Annotated in this window: 18 protein-coding genes; 11 read left to right on the forward strand and 7 right to left on the reverse strand. The window is 51.2% G+C overall.

Annotation, left to right across the window (positions count from 1 at the left end; all coding sequences use genetic code 11):
- Window positions 1–21: 21 nt before the first annotated feature.
- From ACPUC7_RS09060 to ACPUC7_RS09070, 3 genes are read left to right on the forward strand one after another with little or no spacing between them, the layout of a single operon-like run.
- The gene (locus ACPUC7_RS09060; protein WP_494922653.1) at window positions 22–612 is read left to right on the forward strand and encodes an NAD(P)H-dependent oxidoreductase; all 591 of its coding nucleotides are present in this window, start codon (window positions 22–24) and stop codon (window positions 610–612) included.
- Window positions 613–614: 2 nt separating this feature from the next.
- The gene (locus ACPUC7_RS09065) at window positions 615–1,199 is read left to right on the forward strand and encodes a TetR/AcrR family transcriptional regulator (protein ID WP_494922654.1); all 585 of its coding nucleotides are present in this window, start codon (window positions 615–617) and stop codon (window positions 1,197–1,199) included.
- Window positions 1,200–1,215: 16 nt separating this feature from the next.
- A complete protein-coding gene (locus ACPUC7_RS09070) occupies window positions 1,216–1,776 on the forward strand; it encodes a pyridoxamine 5'-phosphate oxidase family protein (protein ID WP_494922753.1) in 561 nt (186 codons plus the stop codon).
- Between the two features lies 1 nt (window position 1,777).
- Here ACPUC7_RS09070 and ACPUC7_RS09075 read toward each other — a convergent pair whose 3' ends face one another.
- Window positions 1,778–3,262: an MFS transporter gene (locus ACPUC7_RS09075; RefSeq protein ID WP_494922655.1), complete on the reverse strand. Its 1,485-nt coding sequence runs from the start codon at window positions 3,260–3,262 to the stop codon at window positions 1,778–1,780.
- A gap of 115 nt (window positions 3,263–3,377) precedes the next feature.
- On the opposite strand from ACPUC7_RS09075, the gene ftrA reads away from it, so the two are divergent.
- Window positions 3,378–4,382 (forward strand): transcriptional regulator FtrA, encoded by a 1,005-nt coding sequence (gene ftrA, locus ACPUC7_RS09080; protein WP_494922656.1) that lies wholly within the window; start codon window positions 3,378–3,380, stop codon window positions 4,380–4,382.
- A gap of 83 nt (window positions 4,383–4,465) precedes the next feature.
- Here the strand turns inward: ftrA and uraH are convergent, their stop codons facing one another.
- Window positions 4,466–4,888 (reverse strand): hydroxyisourate hydrolase, encoded by a 423-nt coding sequence (gene uraH, locus ACPUC7_RS09085; RefSeq protein ID WP_494922657.1) that lies wholly within the window; start codon window positions 4,886–4,888, stop codon window positions 4,466–4,468.
- An 80-nt stretch (window positions 4,889–4,968) separates the two neighbouring features.
- Here uraH and ACPUC7_RS09090 point away from each other — a divergent pair, with 80 nt between their 5' ends.
- Complete coding sequence (locus ACPUC7_RS09090; RefSeq protein ID WP_494922658.1) at window positions 4,969–5,163, forward strand: c-type cytochrome; 195 nt, start codon at window positions 4,969–4,971, stop codon at window positions 5,161–5,163.
- Window positions 5,164–5,511: 348 nt separating this feature from the next.
- Here the strand turns inward: ACPUC7_RS09090 and ACPUC7_RS09095 are convergent, their stop codons facing one another.
- The 3 genes from ACPUC7_RS09095 to ACPUC7_RS09105 form a co-directional block, all read right to left on the reverse strand.
- Entirely contained in the window at window positions 5,512–5,715 is a 204-nt protein-coding gene (locus ACPUC7_RS09095) for a con-10 family general stress protein (RefSeq protein ID WP_343550572.1), read from the reverse strand.
- Between the two features lie 342 nt (window positions 5,716–6,057).
- Entirely contained in the window at window positions 6,058–6,840 is a 783-nt protein-coding gene (gene map, locus ACPUC7_RS09100; protein ID WP_494922659.1) for a type I methionyl aminopeptidase, read from the reverse strand.
- Entirely contained in the window at window positions 6,840–7,082 is a 243-nt protein-coding gene (locus ACPUC7_RS09105; RefSeq protein ID WP_343550570.1) for a ParD-like family protein, read from the reverse strand. Before ACPUC7_RS09105 ends, map begins: the two co-directional genes overlap by 1 nt.
- Window positions 7,083–7,341: 259 nt before the next feature.
- On the opposite strand from ACPUC7_RS09105, the gene ACPUC7_RS09110 reads away from it, so the two are divergent.
- From ACPUC7_RS09110 to ACPUC7_RS09125, 4 genes are all read left to right on the forward strand, one after another.
- Window positions 7,342–8,796, forward strand: a complete 1,455-nt coding sequence (locus ACPUC7_RS09110; protein WP_494922660.1) for a sugar porter family MFS transporter — start codon at window positions 7,342–7,344, stop codon at window positions 8,794–8,796.
- Window positions 8,797–8,860: 64 nt separating this feature from the next.
- The gene (locus tag ACPUC7_RS09115; protein WP_494922661.1) at window positions 8,861–9,574 is read left to right on the forward strand and encodes a YoaK family protein; all 714 of its coding nucleotides are present in this window, start codon (window positions 8,861–8,863) and stop codon (window positions 9,572–9,574) included.
- A 254-nt stretch (window positions 9,575–9,828) separates the two neighbouring features.
- Window positions 9,829–11,691, forward strand: coding sequence for a PTS beta-glucoside transporter subunit IIABC (gene bglF / locus ACPUC7_RS09120; protein ID WP_494922662.1), 1,863 nt, complete (start codon window positions 9,829–9,831; stop codon window positions 11,689–11,691).
- A gap of 15 nt (window positions 11,692–11,706) precedes the next feature.
- Window positions 11,707–13,101, forward strand: a complete 1,395-nt coding sequence (locus ACPUC7_RS09125; RefSeq protein ID WP_494922663.1) for a glycoside hydrolase family 1 protein — start codon at window positions 11,707–11,709, stop codon at window positions 13,099–13,101.
- Window positions 13,102–13,198: 97 nt separating this feature from the next.
- On the opposite strand, the gene licT is transcribed toward ACPUC7_RS09125, so the two are convergent.
- Window positions 13,199–14,062, reverse strand: a complete 864-nt coding sequence (licT, locus tag ACPUC7_RS09130) for a BglG family transcription antiterminator LicT (protein ID WP_494922664.1) — start codon at window positions 14,060–14,062, stop codon at window positions 13,199–13,201.
- A gap of 151 nt (window positions 14,063–14,213) precedes the next feature.
- Here licT and fliD point away from each other — a divergent pair, with 151 nt between their 5' ends.
- The gene (gene fliD, locus ACPUC7_RS09135) at window positions 14,214–15,626 is read left to right on the forward strand and encodes a flagellar filament capping protein FliD (RefSeq protein ID WP_343550564.1); all 1,413 of its coding nucleotides are present in this window, start codon (window positions 14,214–14,216) and stop codon (window positions 15,624–15,626) included.
- 55 nt (window positions 15,627–15,681) lie between these two features.
- On the opposite strand, the gene ACPUC7_RS09140 is transcribed toward fliD, so the two are convergent.
- Complete coding sequence (locus ACPUC7_RS09140) at window positions 15,682–15,870, reverse strand: YjfB family protein (RefSeq protein WP_494922665.1); 189 nt, start codon at window positions 15,868–15,870, stop codon at window positions 15,682–15,684.
- A gap of 608 nt (window positions 15,871–16,478) precedes the next feature.
- Between ACPUC7_RS09140 and ACPUC7_RS09145 the strand changes: the two genes are divergently transcribed.
- Window positions 16,479–17,345: a hypothetical protein gene (locus ACPUC7_RS09145; RefSeq protein ID WP_494922666.1), complete on the forward strand. Its 867-nt coding sequence runs from the start codon at window positions 16,479–16,481 to the stop codon at window positions 17,343–17,345.
- The last annotated feature ends 24 nt before the right edge of the window (window positions 17,346–17,369 follow it).

Below are 17,369 nucleotides of genomic sequence, written 5' to 3' on the forward strand. Positions count from 1 at the left end.
TTCATTGCGGAGGTCATCACTATGCACGCGCTGATTGTTACAGCTCATCCCGATCCCAACTCGTATACCCAGAAAATCGTTTCACAGGTGGCGCAAGGCATTGCGGCGCATGGCTTGCATACCTATGAAATCGCCGATTTGGCTGCGGAACAGTTTGATCCACGGTTTAATCAGGCCGATTTCGAGCAGTTCAAAAGCGGTGCGCCATCTCCAGCCGATGTGTTGGCGGAACAGCAGCGTTTGAATCGTGCCGATGCGTTGATACTGGTTTATCCGATCTATTGGTGGTCCTTCCCGGCACAACTCAAAGGCTGGATTGATCGCGTGTTCACGCAGGGCTGGGCCTACCATGATGATGGCGAAACGGTGGAGAAAAAACTCGGCAGGTTGCAGGTTCATTTGCTGGCAATCGGCGCGGCAAGCCAGCGTACTTATGTGCGTCGCGGCTACTTCAGCAGCATGCGCAAACAAATTGATGAAGGTATTTTTGGCTATTGTGGTGCGCCGGTGGTAACCAGCGAGTTACTGCTGCCGACTGATGACCATTATCCCGACGCGCATTACACTCTGGCGCATCAATTGGGACACACACTGTTTCACGCCAAGGATTAAAGATGAATCAACCGACTCGTCAGCGCATGACGCATCAAGCACGCCGCCAGCAATTGATTAGCGTGGCATGGAATCTGGTGCGCGAGCAGGGCAGCGATGCGCTGACGCTGGGCCGCGTGGCGGAAGAGGCGGGCGTGAGCAAACCGGTGGTCTACGATCATTTTGGTACGCGTCACGGATTGCTCGCGGCGTTGTATGAAGATTTTGACCAGCGTCAGAACGCGATTATCGTGGCGGCGATGCAGGCCGCGGGCCGCAGTTTGGCCGATCGCGCCAAGGTGGTGGCGTCGAGCTATGTCGATTGCGTATTGACGCAAGGGCGCGAAATCCCGGACGTGTTATCGGCATTGGACAGCACGCCCGAACTGGCGGAAGTTAAGCGTAAATACCAGCTCGATTTCATCGAAAAGTTTCGCGGCTGGTTTGCTGAAGCCACCTTGCCGCAAGCCAGCATGTGGGGCATTTTGGGCGCCGCTGATGCCATTTCCAATGCGGTGGTGTGTGAAGACATCAGCCAGCAGCAAGGATTAACCGAACTCCAGTCGCTGATCATCACGCTGGTGGAACGCCATCGTAATCAACCTTGAGCGAGCAAATTCTGTGATGCGAGTAGACCTTGACGATATTGAACGCGATTGCTGGGCGGGACTGCAAAATGCAGCGCAACAGGCCGATGCCGGTTTTCATTTTTTAACGCTGGGATCGGTGGATGAACAGGGTTTGCCGCAGATCAGAACCGTGGTGCTGCGTGACGTTGATCCGCTTGAGCGCGTGCTTGAATTTCACACTGACATTCGTAGCCCGAAATGGCGTGAACTTAGCAACAATCCGCATGCCACGGTGCTGGGTTACTGCCCACAAATGCGGTTGCAACTTCGGCTTCAGGGTTTGATTGCGTTGTACGATGCAAGCAGCGAAACCGCTCAAACCGCGTGGGATAAATTATCTTCCCGCACGCAGCAAACCTATGCCGTTGCTGCGCCGGGAAGTGATGCGACTAATGATGTGAAAGCGACTCACGACGGCCAAGCGAACTTTGGCGTGCTGCTTTTTAAGGCGGGTTCGCTGGATTGGTGTCAGCTGGCACGTGAAGGTAATCAACGAGCGATGTTGTGTTATCGCGCCGACGGCAAGCTCGCCAGCGCCAAATGGGTGAATGCGTAATTCATGACACGCACTCTTTATTCTTTAGATCGTGATCGGCAGATTGCGTCTTTACGTTGAACAGCAGATAACTCGCCAGCGCCAATCCCCAAACGCCTGCGCTACCAAACCATAAAATAGCGGAAAATCCGGCGCTGATCGCTTGGGCTACCATTTCGTGTGGCAGCGAAACAACGCCGCCGCCAGCGATGCGCTCTGCCAAATCGGCCACATCACTCGCCGCTGGCAATAACGATTGCAGACTTGCCGCAATGCCCGCCACTAACAGGCTACCCATCAAAGCAATATTGATCGCGAGGGTAATCAGCCGCGCGCTGATATCAATCCCTGATGCCATGCCCACGCGATTACTGGCTACCGAACCGGTTGTAGTGTTGGTGACTGGCGTATTGGTCAATCCCAACGCCATGCCCGCTAACAGCGCGCCGGGCAGTAAACTCATCTGGTAAAGAACCGCCAGATTCATCAATAAAAAACCCGCACCGATGGTGGCTAATCCCAGCGGAATAATGCGCGCCGCGCCAAAACGCACTACCAGCTTTTCACCGATCGGCGGCATCAACAGCGTTGGGAGGGTGTAAGCCAGCAGCGCCAACCCGGTTGCCATGCTGCTGTAACCCAAGCCGGTTTGATAATAGATCGGCAGGTAAATGATCAGCGGCCAAAAGCTAAAATTCATGCCAATTGAACCCATCAACGCCCCCGAAAAGCGGCGAATGCGAAATACCGAGAAATCGAACATTGGGTGAGGATGGCGTTGCTCAATGCACATAAACAGCAGCGCGCTGACCAGCGTAATCATCATGATTGTCCGCGCTGCAATGCTGCTCCAACCCAGGCTGCTCCCTTGCGTGATGAGATACGTGGTGCCGACCACGCTCAATGAAAGGGTGAGCAATCCGCCCAGATCCAGACGCTTTGCTTCGCTGTCGCGCGATTCGACCACGTTGTTCAGCGCCAGCATGAATGTCAGCAAGGCGATAAAACCGTGCACCAGAAACACCCATTGCCAGCTCAGCCAGGCAACCAGCACGCCGCCAATGATCGGGCCGAATCCGAGTCCAAAACCAAAGGTGATGCCCCAGGCGGCAAATGCGCGGCTGCGAGGTTTACCATTGGGAAACTGGAAGGAGAGAATGGCGATCAAGCACGTTAACATCGCGCCACCGCTTAAGCCTTGCAACAGGCGTCCGATAATCAACCACCACGGATTTCCTGCCAATCCGCACATCACTGATGTCAAACCAAACGCGGCAATGCTGATGAGGAAGATGCGCTTGCGGCCATACACATCGGCCAGTGTCCCGGTCGCCATTAATACTGCGGTGCAGGCAAGCGTATAGGCATTCATGATCCATTGTAACTCCCTGAAACTGGCCTGCATCTGGTGCTCCAGAACCGGCAGGATTACCGGCACGCTGGAAATCTCCAGACCGGACATTAACGCCGCGAGGCATACGGCGAGTAGCGCCAAGGTGTTTTTCATCTTCAATCCCTGTGAACCTGAGAGTGAACCAGCATGAAAGATTGTTATTGCCCTGGAAATCGCGGCGCATGCCATATATCGTCAAGATCATGCCAAATTGATCGGTAACGCTTAAATGCACATCACCTCGCCGCTGAATGCCCGACCTTTACCGCCTAACAACCACCGATTGGTGCTGCTTGCCTACGAATGCCTGTGTACCTTTGAGTTTGGTATCGCGGTTGAAGCCTTTGGCCGCGTCGATGAAGTTTTAGGCACGCCTTTATATGATCTGCGTGTCGCGTCGGTAGAAGAGGGCGTATTTGGCGCGCAGGGCGGCGTGCGGCTGGTGGTGGATGGCGGGTTTGAACTGCTTGAGGATGCGGGCACCATTGTGATTCCCGGCTGGCGCAGCGTGCACGAATCAGCTTCGCCACGTTTGATCGCGGCATTACAACAAGCTCACCATAACGGAGCGCGCATTGTGTCGATCTGCGCGGGCAGTTTTATTCTCGCCGAAACCGGATTACTGGATGGCAAGCGTGCCACCGCGCACTGGAATAGCACTGATATTTTGGCGCAACGTTTCCCGCAAGTGCAGGTTGAGCATGGCATGATTTATGTTGATGAAGGCAGCATCATTACTTCCGCCGGTGGCGCAGCGGGCGTCGATTTATGTCTGCATTTGATTCGGCGCGATTATGGCATTGAGGTGGCAAACCGCACCGCGCGCCGCATGGTGACGCCACCATTGCGTGAAGGAAATCAAGCACAGTTGATTCAGCAGCCGGTGCCGCAACATCAGGCACAAAGCCTGGCTCCGTTGCTCGATGATTTGCGCACCGATCTCAGCACGCCGTTGCTGATTGATCAGCTTGCCAGGCGCGCGGGAATGAGTCGCCGCACCTTTTTACGTCGTTTTCAGGATGCTACGGGTACGTCACCCGGCGAGTGGATGCTGACGGTGCGCATCGAAAAGGCCTGTGCGCTGTTGGAGAGTGAAAAACTGAGTATTGATCAGGTCGCCGAGCAAGCCGGTTTTGGATCAGCTGAAGCCTTGCGCCATCATTTCAGGCAACGGCTTAACACTACACCGACAAGCTGGCGTAAAGCATTTCGTCAAAGAGTGATAGCTGAGTAGACAGGTGCGCATGAATGCGCACCCTACTAAAAACGCATCTCGCGGTCGAAGTACCGCCATTTATGGTGAAAAAAAGTATGAACTTAGTTTCCGCGATAGGTTGAATAGCCAAACGGGCTCAATAACAGCGGGATATGGTAGTGCTCACCGCTGCTTTCCATATTGAATTCGACTGGAATTTCCGGGAAGAACGTTTTCTGATTGTTCATTTTGTAATAGTCGCCGGTTTTAAACACCACCCGGTAGCTGCCAGCGCTAGCCATCTTATCTTCAGGAAATAAGGCACTAATTCGACCATTGCTATCCGTTTTGCCTGTAGCCAATTTCACCCAGTTATCATTTTCCTTTCGATCAAGCTCCACTTCAATTCCGGCAGTCGGTGAGCCTGACTGTAAGTTCAAGACATGTACGCTCAGTGGGTTTTTGGGTGCTGTAGGCTGTGCCGCGATAGCTGAGAAGCTGGTGGCAACAATGATGGCGCTGACAGAGGCAAAAAGAGTTTTCATAAAAATATCCATTTTAAGCAAGTGTACGTGCAGCAAGCGTAGGGTGTTGAATAACAAAAACATAATCGATGAGACTTAATGTGAAATTTCCGAGAACAATTCCAATCAGTGACGTGATGCCGGCGTTTGCCCGGAAGTTGTCGGATCAACAGATTGCGGCGACCGCCACTTATTTGCGCAATAGTTGGGGTAACGCCGCAGGCGCGGTGAGCGCGGAACAGGTGGCGCAAGCGCGTGCCGCATTGAAGCAACCGCCGCAAATGGCTGCGCATTAAATTAGAGAGTATAAAACGCGCCAATAATGGCGACCCTACAAAGCCGCAGAATAACCCTTCTAAAGATGTACAACCCAAATCTTCGCGTACAAATATATCCTTAATCACCCAATGAATTATTAGTGTGTAAATGTAATTTTCGGATTAATAAGCGAAGGGTAAAAGCATCGATAAGCGAAGCGGTAAATAGCACTGATTTGATCAAGAAATGATCAATAATGTGATTTCACAACGTAAATAACTCTCTTGACGTCATTAAACGCGTGAATAAGCGAAGCGTAAATACAACGTCAGGAGAGTGCAGTTTAAAATGAGATTTCGCTAAAAGAGGTTTCTTCTCAGTAAATGCTATTTGCGCTTACTGATTTTTCCTCCTTTTCTTCCAGCTTCAATGGCACGCTCTGGGTCGTTTTTAAAGTTGCCGCCGCTGGCCTGTCCGCCCTTGCGTCCAGCCTCGGCGGCACGTTCTTTATTCTCGGCAAAATTGCCCGAGCCACCACGACGCTGCGTCTTTTGTTCTTCTTCATCGGGTTGCTTCTTAGCGTCCGTCATTGGTTCTCCTCTTTTTTTAATACCAACGTGATGCAAAATAAATGTAGTGATGTTTTTAGTGGATTCAAGCCTGGATTAATCTTAAGAATTAATTTTAAGAAGTTTACTATCCTAACTTCCAGTTATTTCTTTAAATTCATTAAAAGACGGATAAATAAGCGAAGCGGCAGGGTGGTGGCATTTAAGCCAAATTGGCTTTGTTGGTGTGAATAGTTGATTGCTGAAATGGCTTTGTTAAGTTTAATTACTCTTCGCTGCGCGCTTAAATTAACGCTTCGCTTATTTTAAAACGAGATAGGGATTATTTGAATAGCCGCCATCGCTGGCGGCAGTGAAAATGAATCAAATAGCGGGATAATCACCGGTGCCTTCCGGCCACGGTGTCAGCAGGTCAAATCCGCTTTCGGTCACCGCTATGGTGTGCTCCCATTGTGCCGACAACGAGCGATCTTTTGTCACCACCGTCCAGCCATCCGACAGCACGCTAGTCCCGGCTTTGCCGGCATTGATCATCGGTTCGATAGTGAAGATCATCCCGGCTTGCAGCGGCAAGCCAGTACCCGGCGTGCCGTAATGCAGTATCTGCGGATCGCCGTGATAGATCTCGCCAACGCCGTGACCGCAATATTCACGTACCACTGAGAAACCGGCTTTCTCGGCCACTTGCTGAATGGCTGCGCCAATATCACCCAAGGTTGCGCCGGGTTTCACCACTTTGATGCCCGCCACCATCGATTCGTAAGTGATGTCCACCAGACGTTTCGCACGCACTGACGGTTGCCCGACGTAATACATGCGGCTGGTATCGCCAAACCAACCGTCTTTAATAATGCCGACGTCGATATTCACGATGTCGCCATCTTTGAGCTTTTTCTCGCCGGGAATGCCGTGGCACACCACGTGATTCACTGAAGTACAGGTGGTTTTGCTATAGCCGTGATAGCCAATATTCGCGGGGATCACTTTCAGCTCATTGACCACGTAATCGTGGCAAATCGCGTCCAGTTCATCGGTGGTGACGCCAGGTTTGACGTACGGCGTGATGATTTCCAGCACCTTAGCAGCGGCGTGTCCGGCGGCGCGTGCCAGTTCGATCTCTTCAGCGCTGTGTAGTTTGATAGTCATTAAGCGATTCCCTGCGAGGTAAAGAGCGGATGGTCAATCAGTTGGGCTAAATCAGTGCCGCTGTCGCGTTCAACACGCATCAGCAAGCGCGTTAACTCTTGGTGATTGAGCGCAGGATAGATCTCAGCCAGCATGCCGATTTTCATCCAATGTTCGGCTTGCGCATTGATCGAACGACTCAGCGAAGTACTGGCGATGCGCAGATTCTCGTGCATCAAATCAGAGATTTTCACAATTCCCATTGGGCTACCTATATATAAAACGTATGCGTTATGTATATAGGTTACGCCATCTGTTTCACATTTAACAACCTTTGGTTGCTGAAAGACGCGCAAAACCGCTAATTGGCGAAGTGCATTCATCAAATGCGCTGCCGGAAAAACGCAATAATTAGCCCGATAACAGTGACCTTCGTCACAAATTGAAATTAGTGTCTATACTTTACCCTTTCGGCTTCAAGCCTTTGCGCGATTCAGCGCGTTCAATTTGCAGGGTATGACTATGGAAACAACGCAGAAAAATAGTGAAGAAGATTCATCATCCAGTTCTATTACGGTAAAGCAGCGCCTGTTTTTCGTGGTGCTGGTTGCCACTATGGGCGCGCTGGCGTTTGGTTATGACACCGGCATCATCTCCGGTGCGTTGCCGTATATGACGTTACCACCGGCGCAGGGCGGCTTAGATCTCACGCCGTTCACCGAAGGGCTTGTCACTTCATCACTGATCTTTGGTGCGGCGGTGGGTGCGTTCTTAAGTGGCTACTTCTCCGATCGTTTTGGACGTCGCATTACGCTACGCAGTTTGGCGCTGATTTTTGTCGCTGGCGCAATCGGTACCGCGTTAGCACCGAATCTGCACATCATGGTGGCGATGCGCTTTCTGCTCGGCATCGCGGTGGGCGGCGGGTCGTCAACCGTGCCGGTATTTATCGCTGAAATCGCTGGGCCAAAACGCCGTGCGCCGCTGGTGAGTCGCAACGAACTGATGATCGTTTCGGGGCAATTATTGGCGTATGTGGTCAGCGCGTTAATGAGCTACCTGTTAAACGATTCGCATATGTGGCGCTACATGCTGGCGCTGGCGATGATTCCGGGCGCGTTGCTGTTTATTGGTACGTTCTTTGTTCCCGCTTCACCGCATTGGATGGTGGCGGAAGGGCGCGTCAAAGAAGCCAGCCGCATCTTGCATAAGCTGCGCGAAACGCCAAAGGAAGTGCGCAAAGAGCTTTCAGAGATGCGCCAACACGCCAAAGCAGCGCGACAAGGACCGTCAGCCGGTGAATTGCTGCGCCAGAAATGGGTATTCAGATTGCTGCTGGTGGGCGCGGGATTGGGGATTGTGATTCAGTTTACCGGTGTGAATGCCTTTATGTATTACACGCCAGTGATTCTGAAATCGACCGGTATGGGCACCAATGCTGCCATCACCGCCACCATCGGTAACGGCGTGGTTTCCGTGTTAGCCACCATGGTGGGGATTAAAGCGGTCGGCCGTTTTGGCCGTCGTGCCATGCTGATGACCGGTTTGACAGTGGTGATCGCCATGCAACTGGCACTGGGCTGCATTCTGCTGTTGATGCCACAAGATATGACGCAAAGCCTGTGCGCGTTGGCGGCCATTCTGGTGTTCCTGTTCTTTATGCAGATGTGTATTTCGCCGGTCTACTGGTTGCTGATGTCCGAATTGTTCCCGATGAAAGTGCGCGGCGTATTAACCGGCGCAGCGGTTTCATTCCAGTGGATCTGCAACGCGGCGGTGGCTTTTGCCTTTCCACCGCTGTTGGCGGCAACCGGCAATGGTGCCTTCTTCATTTTCGCAGCGATTAACGTCGGATCACTGATCTTCGTCATCACCATGCTGCCGGAAACCAAAGGCAAATCACTGGAGCAGATTGAGAATGAAATGCGCGAGCGTTTCAGCGAAGAAGATCAGGAAACGGTAGATAGTGCGGCTTAGCAACACTTGAGAATTCCTTGCGCCGGGAGGAAGATACGCATCTTTGACCGGGCAAGGAATTCCCATGCTGATCACTGCCGAGAACACCCGCACCTTCAACACCGACATTCGACTGGCCTGTACGCTGGCTGCGGTCGCGGGCGCACTCAACACTGCGGCGTTCGAAACGGTCGGTTTCTTCTCGGCCAACATGACCGGCAACGTCTCCGCGCTTTCCGACCATTTAGCGAAAGCCAATCTGCACGTTGGGCTATTTTTCCTGCTCATCGTGCTGCTGTTTATCGCTGGTTCGGTAGTTTCAACCCTGATTATTAACTCCGGCAGAAGACGCCAGATTCGCGGTATCTACGCCATTAATATCCTGATCGAAGGCATTGCGCTATTGGCCTTGGGCGCGACGGAAAGCTGGCTGCGCTTTGGTGGCTCTGGCGTGTTGTTGGTGCTGAGTTTGAGTTTTCTGATGGGCCTGCAAAATGCGGTGGTGACGCGGATTTCCAATGCGCGCGTGCGCACCACGCATGTATCGGGCACCGCCACGGATATTGGTATCGAAATGGCGATGTTATTTGATGTGCTGCGCCGCAAAGAGTCGCCTAAAGACGCGCCGTTGTATATCGAACGACTGAAGCTGCATTGCTTCACCGTGCTGGCTTTTCTCGGCGGCGGCGTGCTGGGGATTTGGCTGTTGAAGTTGATCAGCTATAACTTGCTGATGCTGATTGGTGTACTGCTGATTGCGCTGGCTTTAACCGCGTTAAAACGCGCGGGAACCCTCTAATTTCGGTGATTTGCTTCACAATTCTGCACGCTGTTCAACAAAACAACTTGCCACTTTTCTCACCGCCGACGCACGATAGCCTCCGTTAAGGATTGTTACTGTTCGGCAGGCAAAACCTGAGGCGCGCCCTTTTTCATTTGAAGAGGGCGCGCCTCAGGTTTTTTTTTGCGCGAAATTCACAACGCCTTACGCGTGTTTGTAGGGTCGCCATTTATGGTGACCGATAGAGCCGGAATCGTTCAGGAGAAAGGGTGATGCAATTTCAGGAACTGGCGGATGACATCGTGGCTGGGGTTGGCGGCAAAGACAACATCATCAGCGTGATGCACTGCGCGACACGCTTGCGCTTCAAACTCAAACAGAGCGAAAAGGCGCAAACCGCGGCGCTTAAAAACAATCCCGGCGTGATCATGGTGGTGGAAAGCGGCGGCCAATATCAGGTGGTGATTGGCAATCAGGTAGCCGATGTTTATCGCGAACTCACCGCGCGCCATGCGCTGGATAATCAGCCGCAAGACGCTGAAAACAACGCGCCGCAAAGCCTGTTTGCGCGCTTTATCGATCTGGTTTCAGGCATCTTTACGCCGTTTATTGGCGTGATGATCGCCACCGGCATCATCAAAGGTTTACTGGCGCTGGCCCTGGTACTCGGCGTGATGGATGCCAACAGCGGCAGTTACAAAGTGCTGTTTGTCGCCAGCGACGGTTTGTTCTATTTCTTGCCGATTCTGCTGGGCTACAGCGCCGGTAAAAAGTTTGGCGGCAATCCGTTTGTCAGTATGGCGATTGCGGCGGCGTTGGTGCATCCGATCATCCTTGACGTGCTGCACCAGCAGCAGCAAGGGCAGTCGCTCACTTTCCTTGGCATTCCACTGGAAGTGCTGAATTACAGTTCCTCGGTGATCCCGATTATCTTTGCCGCCTGGGTTTCCAGCCTGATCGAGCGTTGGGTGCATCCGCGTTCACCGGTTGCGGTGCGCAACTTCACCACGCCACTATTTTGTCTGCTGATCACCGTGCCATTGACCTTCCTTGCCATCGGCCCGGCGGCTACCTGGCTGAGCCGCTTACTGGCTGAAGGCTATTTGTGGATTTACAGCCTCAGCCCAATGATTGCGGGCGCGGTGATGGGCGCGATTTGGCAGATATGCGTGATTTTCGGCCTGCATTGGGGATTGGTGCCGATCATGCTGAATAATCTGGCTAACTTCGGCCACGACACGCTGCTGCCGCTGTTAATGCCCGCCGTATTGGGGCAAGCGGGCGCCACTTTGGGCATCTTCTTGCGTACTCGCGAAGCCAAACTCAAAGCGATGGCCGGATCGGCGTTCACGGCCAGCATTTTCGGCATCACCGAACCGGCGGTTTACGGCGTAACGCTGCCACGTCGCCGCCCGTTTATTTTCGGCTGCATCGGCGGCGCGCTGGGTGCGGCGATTCTCGGCTTCTGGCACACCACCATTTACTCGTTTGGCTTCCCCAGCATTTTCACCTTTATCCAGGTGGTTCCAAACAGCGGGATTGATGCCAGCGTGCTGGCGGCCTTTGCCGGTGCGGCGGTGGCATTGCTGTTTGCTTGCGTGACCACTTATTTGTTCGGACTCACTGCAACACCAGCCGCAGCCGAGACAGTACCGGTTGCACCCGCGGCGACGTTGACGCGCCGTGAAAGCGTGGTCAGCCCGATGATCGGTGACGTGATTCCGCTCGATCAGGTCAATGACGCCACCTTTGCCAGCGGATTGCTCGGCAAAGGCGCGGCGATCATCCCGCAGCAAGGACGCGTGGTGTCGCCGGTTAATGGCGTGGTGTCGTCGATGTTCCGCACCGGTCACGCGATTGGTTTGACGTCGGAGCAGGGCGCGGAAGTGCTGATTCACGTCGGCCTCGATACCGTGAAGCTGGATGGCCAATTTTTTCAGCCCAAAGTGCACAACGATCAAGTGGTGAAAGTGGGCGATGTATTGCTGGAGTTTGATCTCGCTGCCATCAAAGCCGCCGGATATGACCTCACCACGCCAGTGATGGTGAGCAACAGTGATGATTTTGTTGATGTGTTAACGCTGAGCCGTTCAGCCGTGAGTGAAGGTGCTCCGCTGTTAGCAGTATTGAAATAATAGAGGAACAAGCAGATGACTAAACGTTTCCCGGATGGATTTTTATGGGGCGGCGCAGTCGCCGCCAATCAGGTTGAAGGCGCTTATCAGGAAGGTGGCAAAGGTCTATCGACTTCGGATCTGCAACCGAAAGGCATTTTCGGCGCGCGCGTTGAGCGCAGCGGTGATGATTTTGGTATTAAAGACACCGCGATTGATTTCTATCATCGCTTCCCGGAAGACATCAAACTGTTCGCTGAAATGGGCTTTACCGTGCTGCGCACCTCGATTGCCTGGACGCGTATTTTCCCTGAAGGCGATGAAGCGCAACCGAATGAAGCGGGCCTGGCCTATTACGATCGCCTGTTTGATGAGATGGCAAAATACAACATCACGCCGCTGGTGACGCTGTCGCATTATGAAATGCCGTATGGCTTGATCAAAAAATATGGCGGTTGGGGCAATCGCATCACCATTGATTGTTTCGAGCGCTATGCGCGCGCGGTGTTTACCCGCTTCCAGCACAAAGTGAAATTGTGGCTGACCTTCAATGAAATCAATATGTCGCTGCACGCACCGTTTACCGGCGTCGGGTTGCCTGAAGAGAGCGATCAGCAGGCGATTTATCAGGCGATTCATCATCAGCTGGTGGCCAGTGGACGCGCAGTAAAAGCCTGCCACGAAATCGTGAAGGACGGCAAAATCGGCAACATGTTGCTCGGCGCGCTGTTGTATCCGTTAAGTTGTCGCCCAGCAGATGTGCTGGAAACCTTGCAACAAAATCGTGAATGGCTGTTCTTTGGCGATGTGCAGGTGCGCGGCGCGTATCCGGCGTATATGAAGCGCTTCTTCGCCGATCGTAACATCGCGATTGCCATCACCGATGAAGATAAACGCGACCTGCAACATACCGTCGATTACATCTCCTTCAGCTATTACATGACCGGTTGCGTCACCACTAATGAAGAAGAGAATCAGAAAGCGCGCGGCAATATTCTGTCGATGGTGCCGAACCCGCATCTGCCGAGTTCCGATTGGGGCTGGCAAATCGATCCCGAAGGGCTGCGTATCCTGCTTAACATCCTCTATGACCGCTATCAAAAGCCGCTGTTTATTGTCGAAAACGGACTCGGCGCGAAGGATGTGGTCGACGCTGACGGGCGGATTAACGACGATTACCGCATTCAATATCTTAACGATCATCTGGTGCAGGTGCGTGAAGCAATTGAGGATGGCGTCGATGTACTGGGTTATACCTGCTGGGGGCCGATCGATTTGGTTAGCGCCTCCAAAGCCGAGTTTTCCAAACGCTACGGTTTCATTTATGTCGATCGTGACGATGCGGGCAACGGCACGTTAGCGCGTTCACGCAAGAAGAGTTTCTTCTGGTATCAGGAGGTGATTCGTAGTCATGGGGCGGCATTGAAATAAGCGTGTTGGCGGTCATGATAAATGGCGACACGTTTTTCGTAGGGTGCGCATTTTTGCGCACCTGGTCACCATAAATGGCGATCCTACAAATCCGGTATCAAGCTTCGTCCGCATCCTCTTGCAACGCCAACGTCTCTTTGCGCACGCGTTCAATATGAATGGTCAAAAACATCCGTTCTTCGCTGGAGAGCGCGTACAGATATTTTTGCTGAATATGTTGATCGATCTTCTCCGCACATTGGTAAGACAACGGATATTTGTCGCGCACCACATCGTGCAGTGATTCATCTTCACTGCATACGCCGCGTTTGCCCAACATGCGTTGTGCGAAGAATTTCAAATGGTTGACGAAACGGTTGTAGCTCAGGCTGTCGGTGCGGTAATCGAGTTGCAGGCGATATTTCACAATTTGCAGAATCTCCTGCATAAACTGCGTGACGTGGGAAACATCAGCGAAATCACTGCCGAGTTGCGCATTGACCAAATGCAGCGCAATAAAACCGGCTTCATCTTCGGGCAATTCAACGCCAAGGCGTTTTTTCATCAATTCTAATGCGTCGAGACCCAGCGAGAACTCTTTGGGATACAAGGTTTTAATTTCCCAAATCAGCACGTTGCGAATCGGAATGCCTTGCTGATGACGTTCAATCGCGAAGTGGCAGTGATCGCATAGCGCAATCGACAAACTTTCATGCAGCGGTTGGCCTAATTGCTGCCGAGTGTTCGCGATGATCAACTCGCTGGTGGTGATGATCTCCAGCGGAATATCAGACAACAACTCGCTAAGTCGGCCGGTTAAGGTATCGCTTTGCAGCGCAAACACTTTCTCCACCTGCTGCGCGTCTAACACATCGCCAACGCGCTTCTGGAACGTTAAGCCGCGTCCCATCACCACCTGCTCTTTGCCGTTGTCGCCGAGCACCACCGCCACATTATTGTTGAGGATCTTCGCGATTTTCATTTTTCTCAGTCCTGAAAAAACAGAGGCATTCCCTGCGATTATATTGCGCTAACAATCGTAAAGATAATGTAAGGATTTGATCAAGATTCTATAAAGTTTGCCTTAGGGCTGCCGATAGTACCGTATCGCGAATTTAACAGGAGTTACAGACATGACTGGGATTTCAACATTAGGCGTCGGTTCAGGACTGGGTTTAAGCACCATTCTCGATAAGTTAACCGCGGCAGAGAAACAATCACTGGCCCCGATTTCCAAACAGCAATCGGCTGCCACCGCCAAGCTTTCGGGCTATGGCGCACTGAAAACCGCGATTCAAACGTTCCAGACCGCCAACAGCAAATTAAACGATGCGGCGCTGTTCACCTCGACCACCACCACATCCAGCTCCACGGCATTTAGCGCGGATACCAACGGCAATGCGTTGCCGGGCAAATACACCATTAGCGTGCAGCATCTGGCGCAATCGCAGACGTTGACCAGCGCGGTAAAAACTGACGTAAAAGCGGCGATTGGCGGCGATGCCGATTCGCGCACCATGAAATTTGTCACGGCGGAAGGCAAAGAGAAAAGCATTACGCTGACCAAAGATCAGACCTCGCTGACCTCGATTCGCGACACCATTAACAAATCCAATGTCGGCGTAACCGCCAGTTTGATTAAAGTCTCGGCGACCGAATATCGTCTGTCGCTGACTTCCAGCGCATCGGGTACCGCCAATGCGGTGAAATCGTTGAGCGTGACCGGTGATGATGCCTTGCACAGCTTTATCGGCTTTGACGCCGCCGATACCGCCAACAGCGGCATGGGGCAAAGCGTTGCGGCGCAGAATGCCAGTTTGACGGTGAACAATGTTGCGATTGAAAGCAGCAGCAACGTGATTACCGATGCGGTGGAAGGCATCACGCTGCGCCTGAATGATGAAACCACTGGCAATCAAACCTTAACCGTGAGCAGTGACACCAATAAAGCCAAAACGGCGGTGACAGAGTGGGTTAACGCCTACAACTCGCTGCAAGACACCATGGCGAATTTAACCAAATATACGCCGGTGGATGCGGGTAAAGATCCGGATGGGAAAAACGGAGCGCTATTAGGTGACGGCACGCTGCGCAATATTCAGGTGCAGCTGAAAAGCATTCTGGCCAACACCTCGGGTTCCAGCGTGTATAAAACCTTATCGCAAGCCGGTATTACCACCGATCCCACCGACGGCAAGCTCAAACTGGACGCCGCGAAGCTCACTAGCAGCCTGCAAGTCAAACCCGAAGCGGTGCGCGATATGTTCATCGGCGATGGCAAGAAAACCGGCGTGGCAACGGTGCTCAACACCACGTTCACTTCTTTCCTGAGCAGCAAAGGCGTGTTGCAAGGCGCGACGGACACCATCAGTAAAAAACTTAATGTGTTGACCGAGCAGTACAACACCGCGAACAAGCGTATTGATGACACCATTGCGCGTTACAAAAAGCAGTTCACCAATCTGGATAAGATGGTCAGCGTGCTGAATAACACCAGCAGCTATCTCACCGAGCAGTTCAGCAATACATCGAAGAATAATAAGTAATTTGCCGGAACATTAGAGGTAGGTCGCCCAATTCGGCGACCTATTTTTTTGCCTGTTAGGCAGTGGTATTGATGTTACGACCAATCGCCGGATTGGCGGGCAGTTGCGGGATAGCATCCAGAATGCCGGATGCCATCGATTCCTTATTATCCAGCGTCTTTTTCATCATGATGGTGCTGATTTGGCTGCTGAGATCCATTTGACTCATCGCGGTCGCCAAAGACGTAATTTGCGATACATCCATTTTGCGCTCCTGTTTAATGTGACCAGTAAGTGGGATGAAACAGGCTTTTAAAGAGAGCCTAATACGATCATCGGCAAGAGGAGGAATAACTTAAACACTATCCGCCAGCGGTGCTTAAAAATCACTTTGCTATGATTGATGTTCCTGACATTTCTGAGTTCACTACCTTACACACTCTTGGGATAAAAATAATGACAATAGCGAAACCCGATTTCACGCTGCAATAACTTCTCGACTAACGCAGGCAGTCAAAAAGCACCTAAGGAAAGTCAGTAGCAAACCCGAAAATCACCATCCTGCACTTTTCAATTGTTAGGTGCTGGGTCTTCCCCCCTCTATTTTTGTCTAAAAGTGTCCAAAAATGAATCCAATTTTATGGGAATTTATAAAAAAGCATTAAGTAACTTCCAGCTAAATTTCCCTTCAAACTCTTGATAAATTTGTTGAAGATCAGTAAAGCGATGTTAATAAACACTCCAAATATCTTTCTATAATAACGCTTTAGTACCAAGTGAATAAATGCATCCAAATGCCTCTATTTTTATAATCGAAATGCCGTGATATCGTTACTCTACGAAACTATTTAACAACAGGGATATTTTTCAATAATGGAATTTTACCATTCATCTCGCATCGAATACTCTGATTACTATTTACTAAGGAATTTTTATGGTCGTGACTTGGGTGGAAAGCACTATTTTGATTGGAAGCATCGAATAGACAGTCCGCTTGATAATAAAAAAAGAGTGACATATTGTGAAAGTAAAGGTGAGAGGATTGGCTTAATATTTACTACGCAATATCACTTCTCAAGTAACTACGGCTTGATAAAGATTAATCTAATAGGTGATCTGGGCATTGATGACAGTATAAAATCATCGTCATTGGTTAAAAGTCTCTTATTATCAGCGCACTGTTTTGAGTCTGATGCAAGTCTATGTTTTTCAGATGACAGAAAAATATCCATTTACAATGCTATATTTAAGCGTAATTTAAAAACCGTCAATCAAGTCATTTCTTATGACGAAGTAGTAATTAAAACCATTCCAGTAGTCAAAGCTTTTAATGGCTTATCATTAAATGACATTAATTTTACCTGCTTTGATAATTATCTGGGAAGAGTTAAAGACAGTTCCTATCTGGAATATTTGCAAAAACACCCTTGCTATCTCGATGTACTCGCCATTCAGAATAAAGACTTCATTGCTATTTTAGGCATCACTGATGACTTTGTTGAAGTCCTGGATATATCAGGAACGAGCAACGCACATTTTATCTGGGCCATTCAGTCCAGCCACTATTTACATGCCAGGTGCAAAGTCTTATTGCCCCGCACCCGCACATCTGAGATTTGCCATGCAACCGGTGAGCTGTTGGAAACGAAACCACTCAACCTAATGATGTCATGGTACGCCGAGCCTCAGTGTGTTTTCGATCCAGATAATACCTGGATATGCCGTCTGGATCGCCGTTAATTCTATTTGGTGATTTTTTAATTG

This window comes from Pantoea sp. CFCC18179, assembly GCF_059412405.1.

Excerpts from the sequence above, each read along its gene's own strand:
- ACPUC7_RS09060 (WP_494922653.1), top strand. The coding sequence starts at position 22 with ATGCACGCGCTGATTGTTACAGCTCATCCCGATCCCAACTCGTATACC.
- ACPUC7_RS09065 (WP_494922654.1), top strand. The coding sequence starts at position 615 with ATGAATCAACCGACTCGTCAGCGCATGACGCATCAAGCACGCCGCCAG.
- ACPUC7_RS09070 (WP_494922753.1), top strand. The coding sequence starts at position 1,216 with ATGCGAGTAGACCTTGACGATATTGAACGCGATTGCTGGGCGGGACTG.
- ACPUC7_RS09075 (WP_494922655.1), bottom strand. The coding sequence starts at position 3,262 with ATGAAAAACACCTTGGCGCTACTCGCCGTATGCCTCGCGGCGTTAATG.
- ftrA (WP_494922656.1), top strand. The coding sequence starts at position 3,378 with ATGCACATCACCTCGCCGCTGAATGCCCGACCTTTACCGCCTAACAAC.
- uraH (WP_494922657.1), bottom strand. The coding sequence starts at position 4,888 with ATGAAAACTCTTTTTGCCTCTGTCAGCGCCATCATTGTTGCCACCAGC.
- ACPUC7_RS09095 (WP_343550572.1), bottom strand. The coding sequence starts at position 5,715 with ATGACGGACGCTAAGAAGCAACCCGATGAAGAAGAACAAAAGACGCAG.
- map (WP_494922659.1), bottom strand. The coding sequence starts at position 6,840 with ATGACTATCAAACTACACAGCGCTGAAGAGATCGAACTGGCACGCGCC.
- ACPUC7_RS09105 (WP_343550570.1), bottom strand. The coding sequence starts at position 7,082 with ATGGGAATTGTGAAAATCTCTGATTTGATGCACGAGAATCTGCGCATC.
- ACPUC7_RS09110 (WP_494922660.1), top strand. The coding sequence starts at position 7,342 with ATGGAAACAACGCAGAAAAATAGTGAAGAAGATTCATCATCCAGTTCT.
- ACPUC7_RS09115 (WP_494922661.1), top strand. The coding sequence starts at position 8,861 with ATGCTGATCACTGCCGAGAACACCCGCACCTTCAACACCGACATTCGA.
- bglF (WP_494922662.1), top strand. The coding sequence starts at position 9,829 with ATGCAATTTCAGGAACTGGCGGATGACATCGTGGCTGGGGTTGGCGGC.
- ACPUC7_RS09125 (WP_494922663.1), top strand. The coding sequence starts at position 11,707 with ATGACTAAACGTTTCCCGGATGGATTTTTATGGGGCGGCGCAGTCGCC.
- licT (WP_494922664.1), bottom strand. The coding sequence starts at position 14,062 with ATGAAAATCGCGAAGATCCTCAACAATAATGTGGCGGTGGTGCTCGGC.
- fliD (WP_343550564.1), top strand. The coding sequence starts at position 14,214 with ATGACTGGGATTTCAACATTAGGCGTCGGTTCAGGACTGGGTTTAAGC.
- ACPUC7_RS09140 (WP_494922665.1), bottom strand. The coding sequence starts at position 15,870 with ATGGATGTATCGCAAATTACGTCTTTGGCGACCGCGATGAGTCAAATG.
- ACPUC7_RS09145 (WP_494922666.1), top strand. The coding sequence starts at position 16,479 with ATGGAATTTTACCATTCATCTCGCATCGAATACTCTGATTACTATTTA.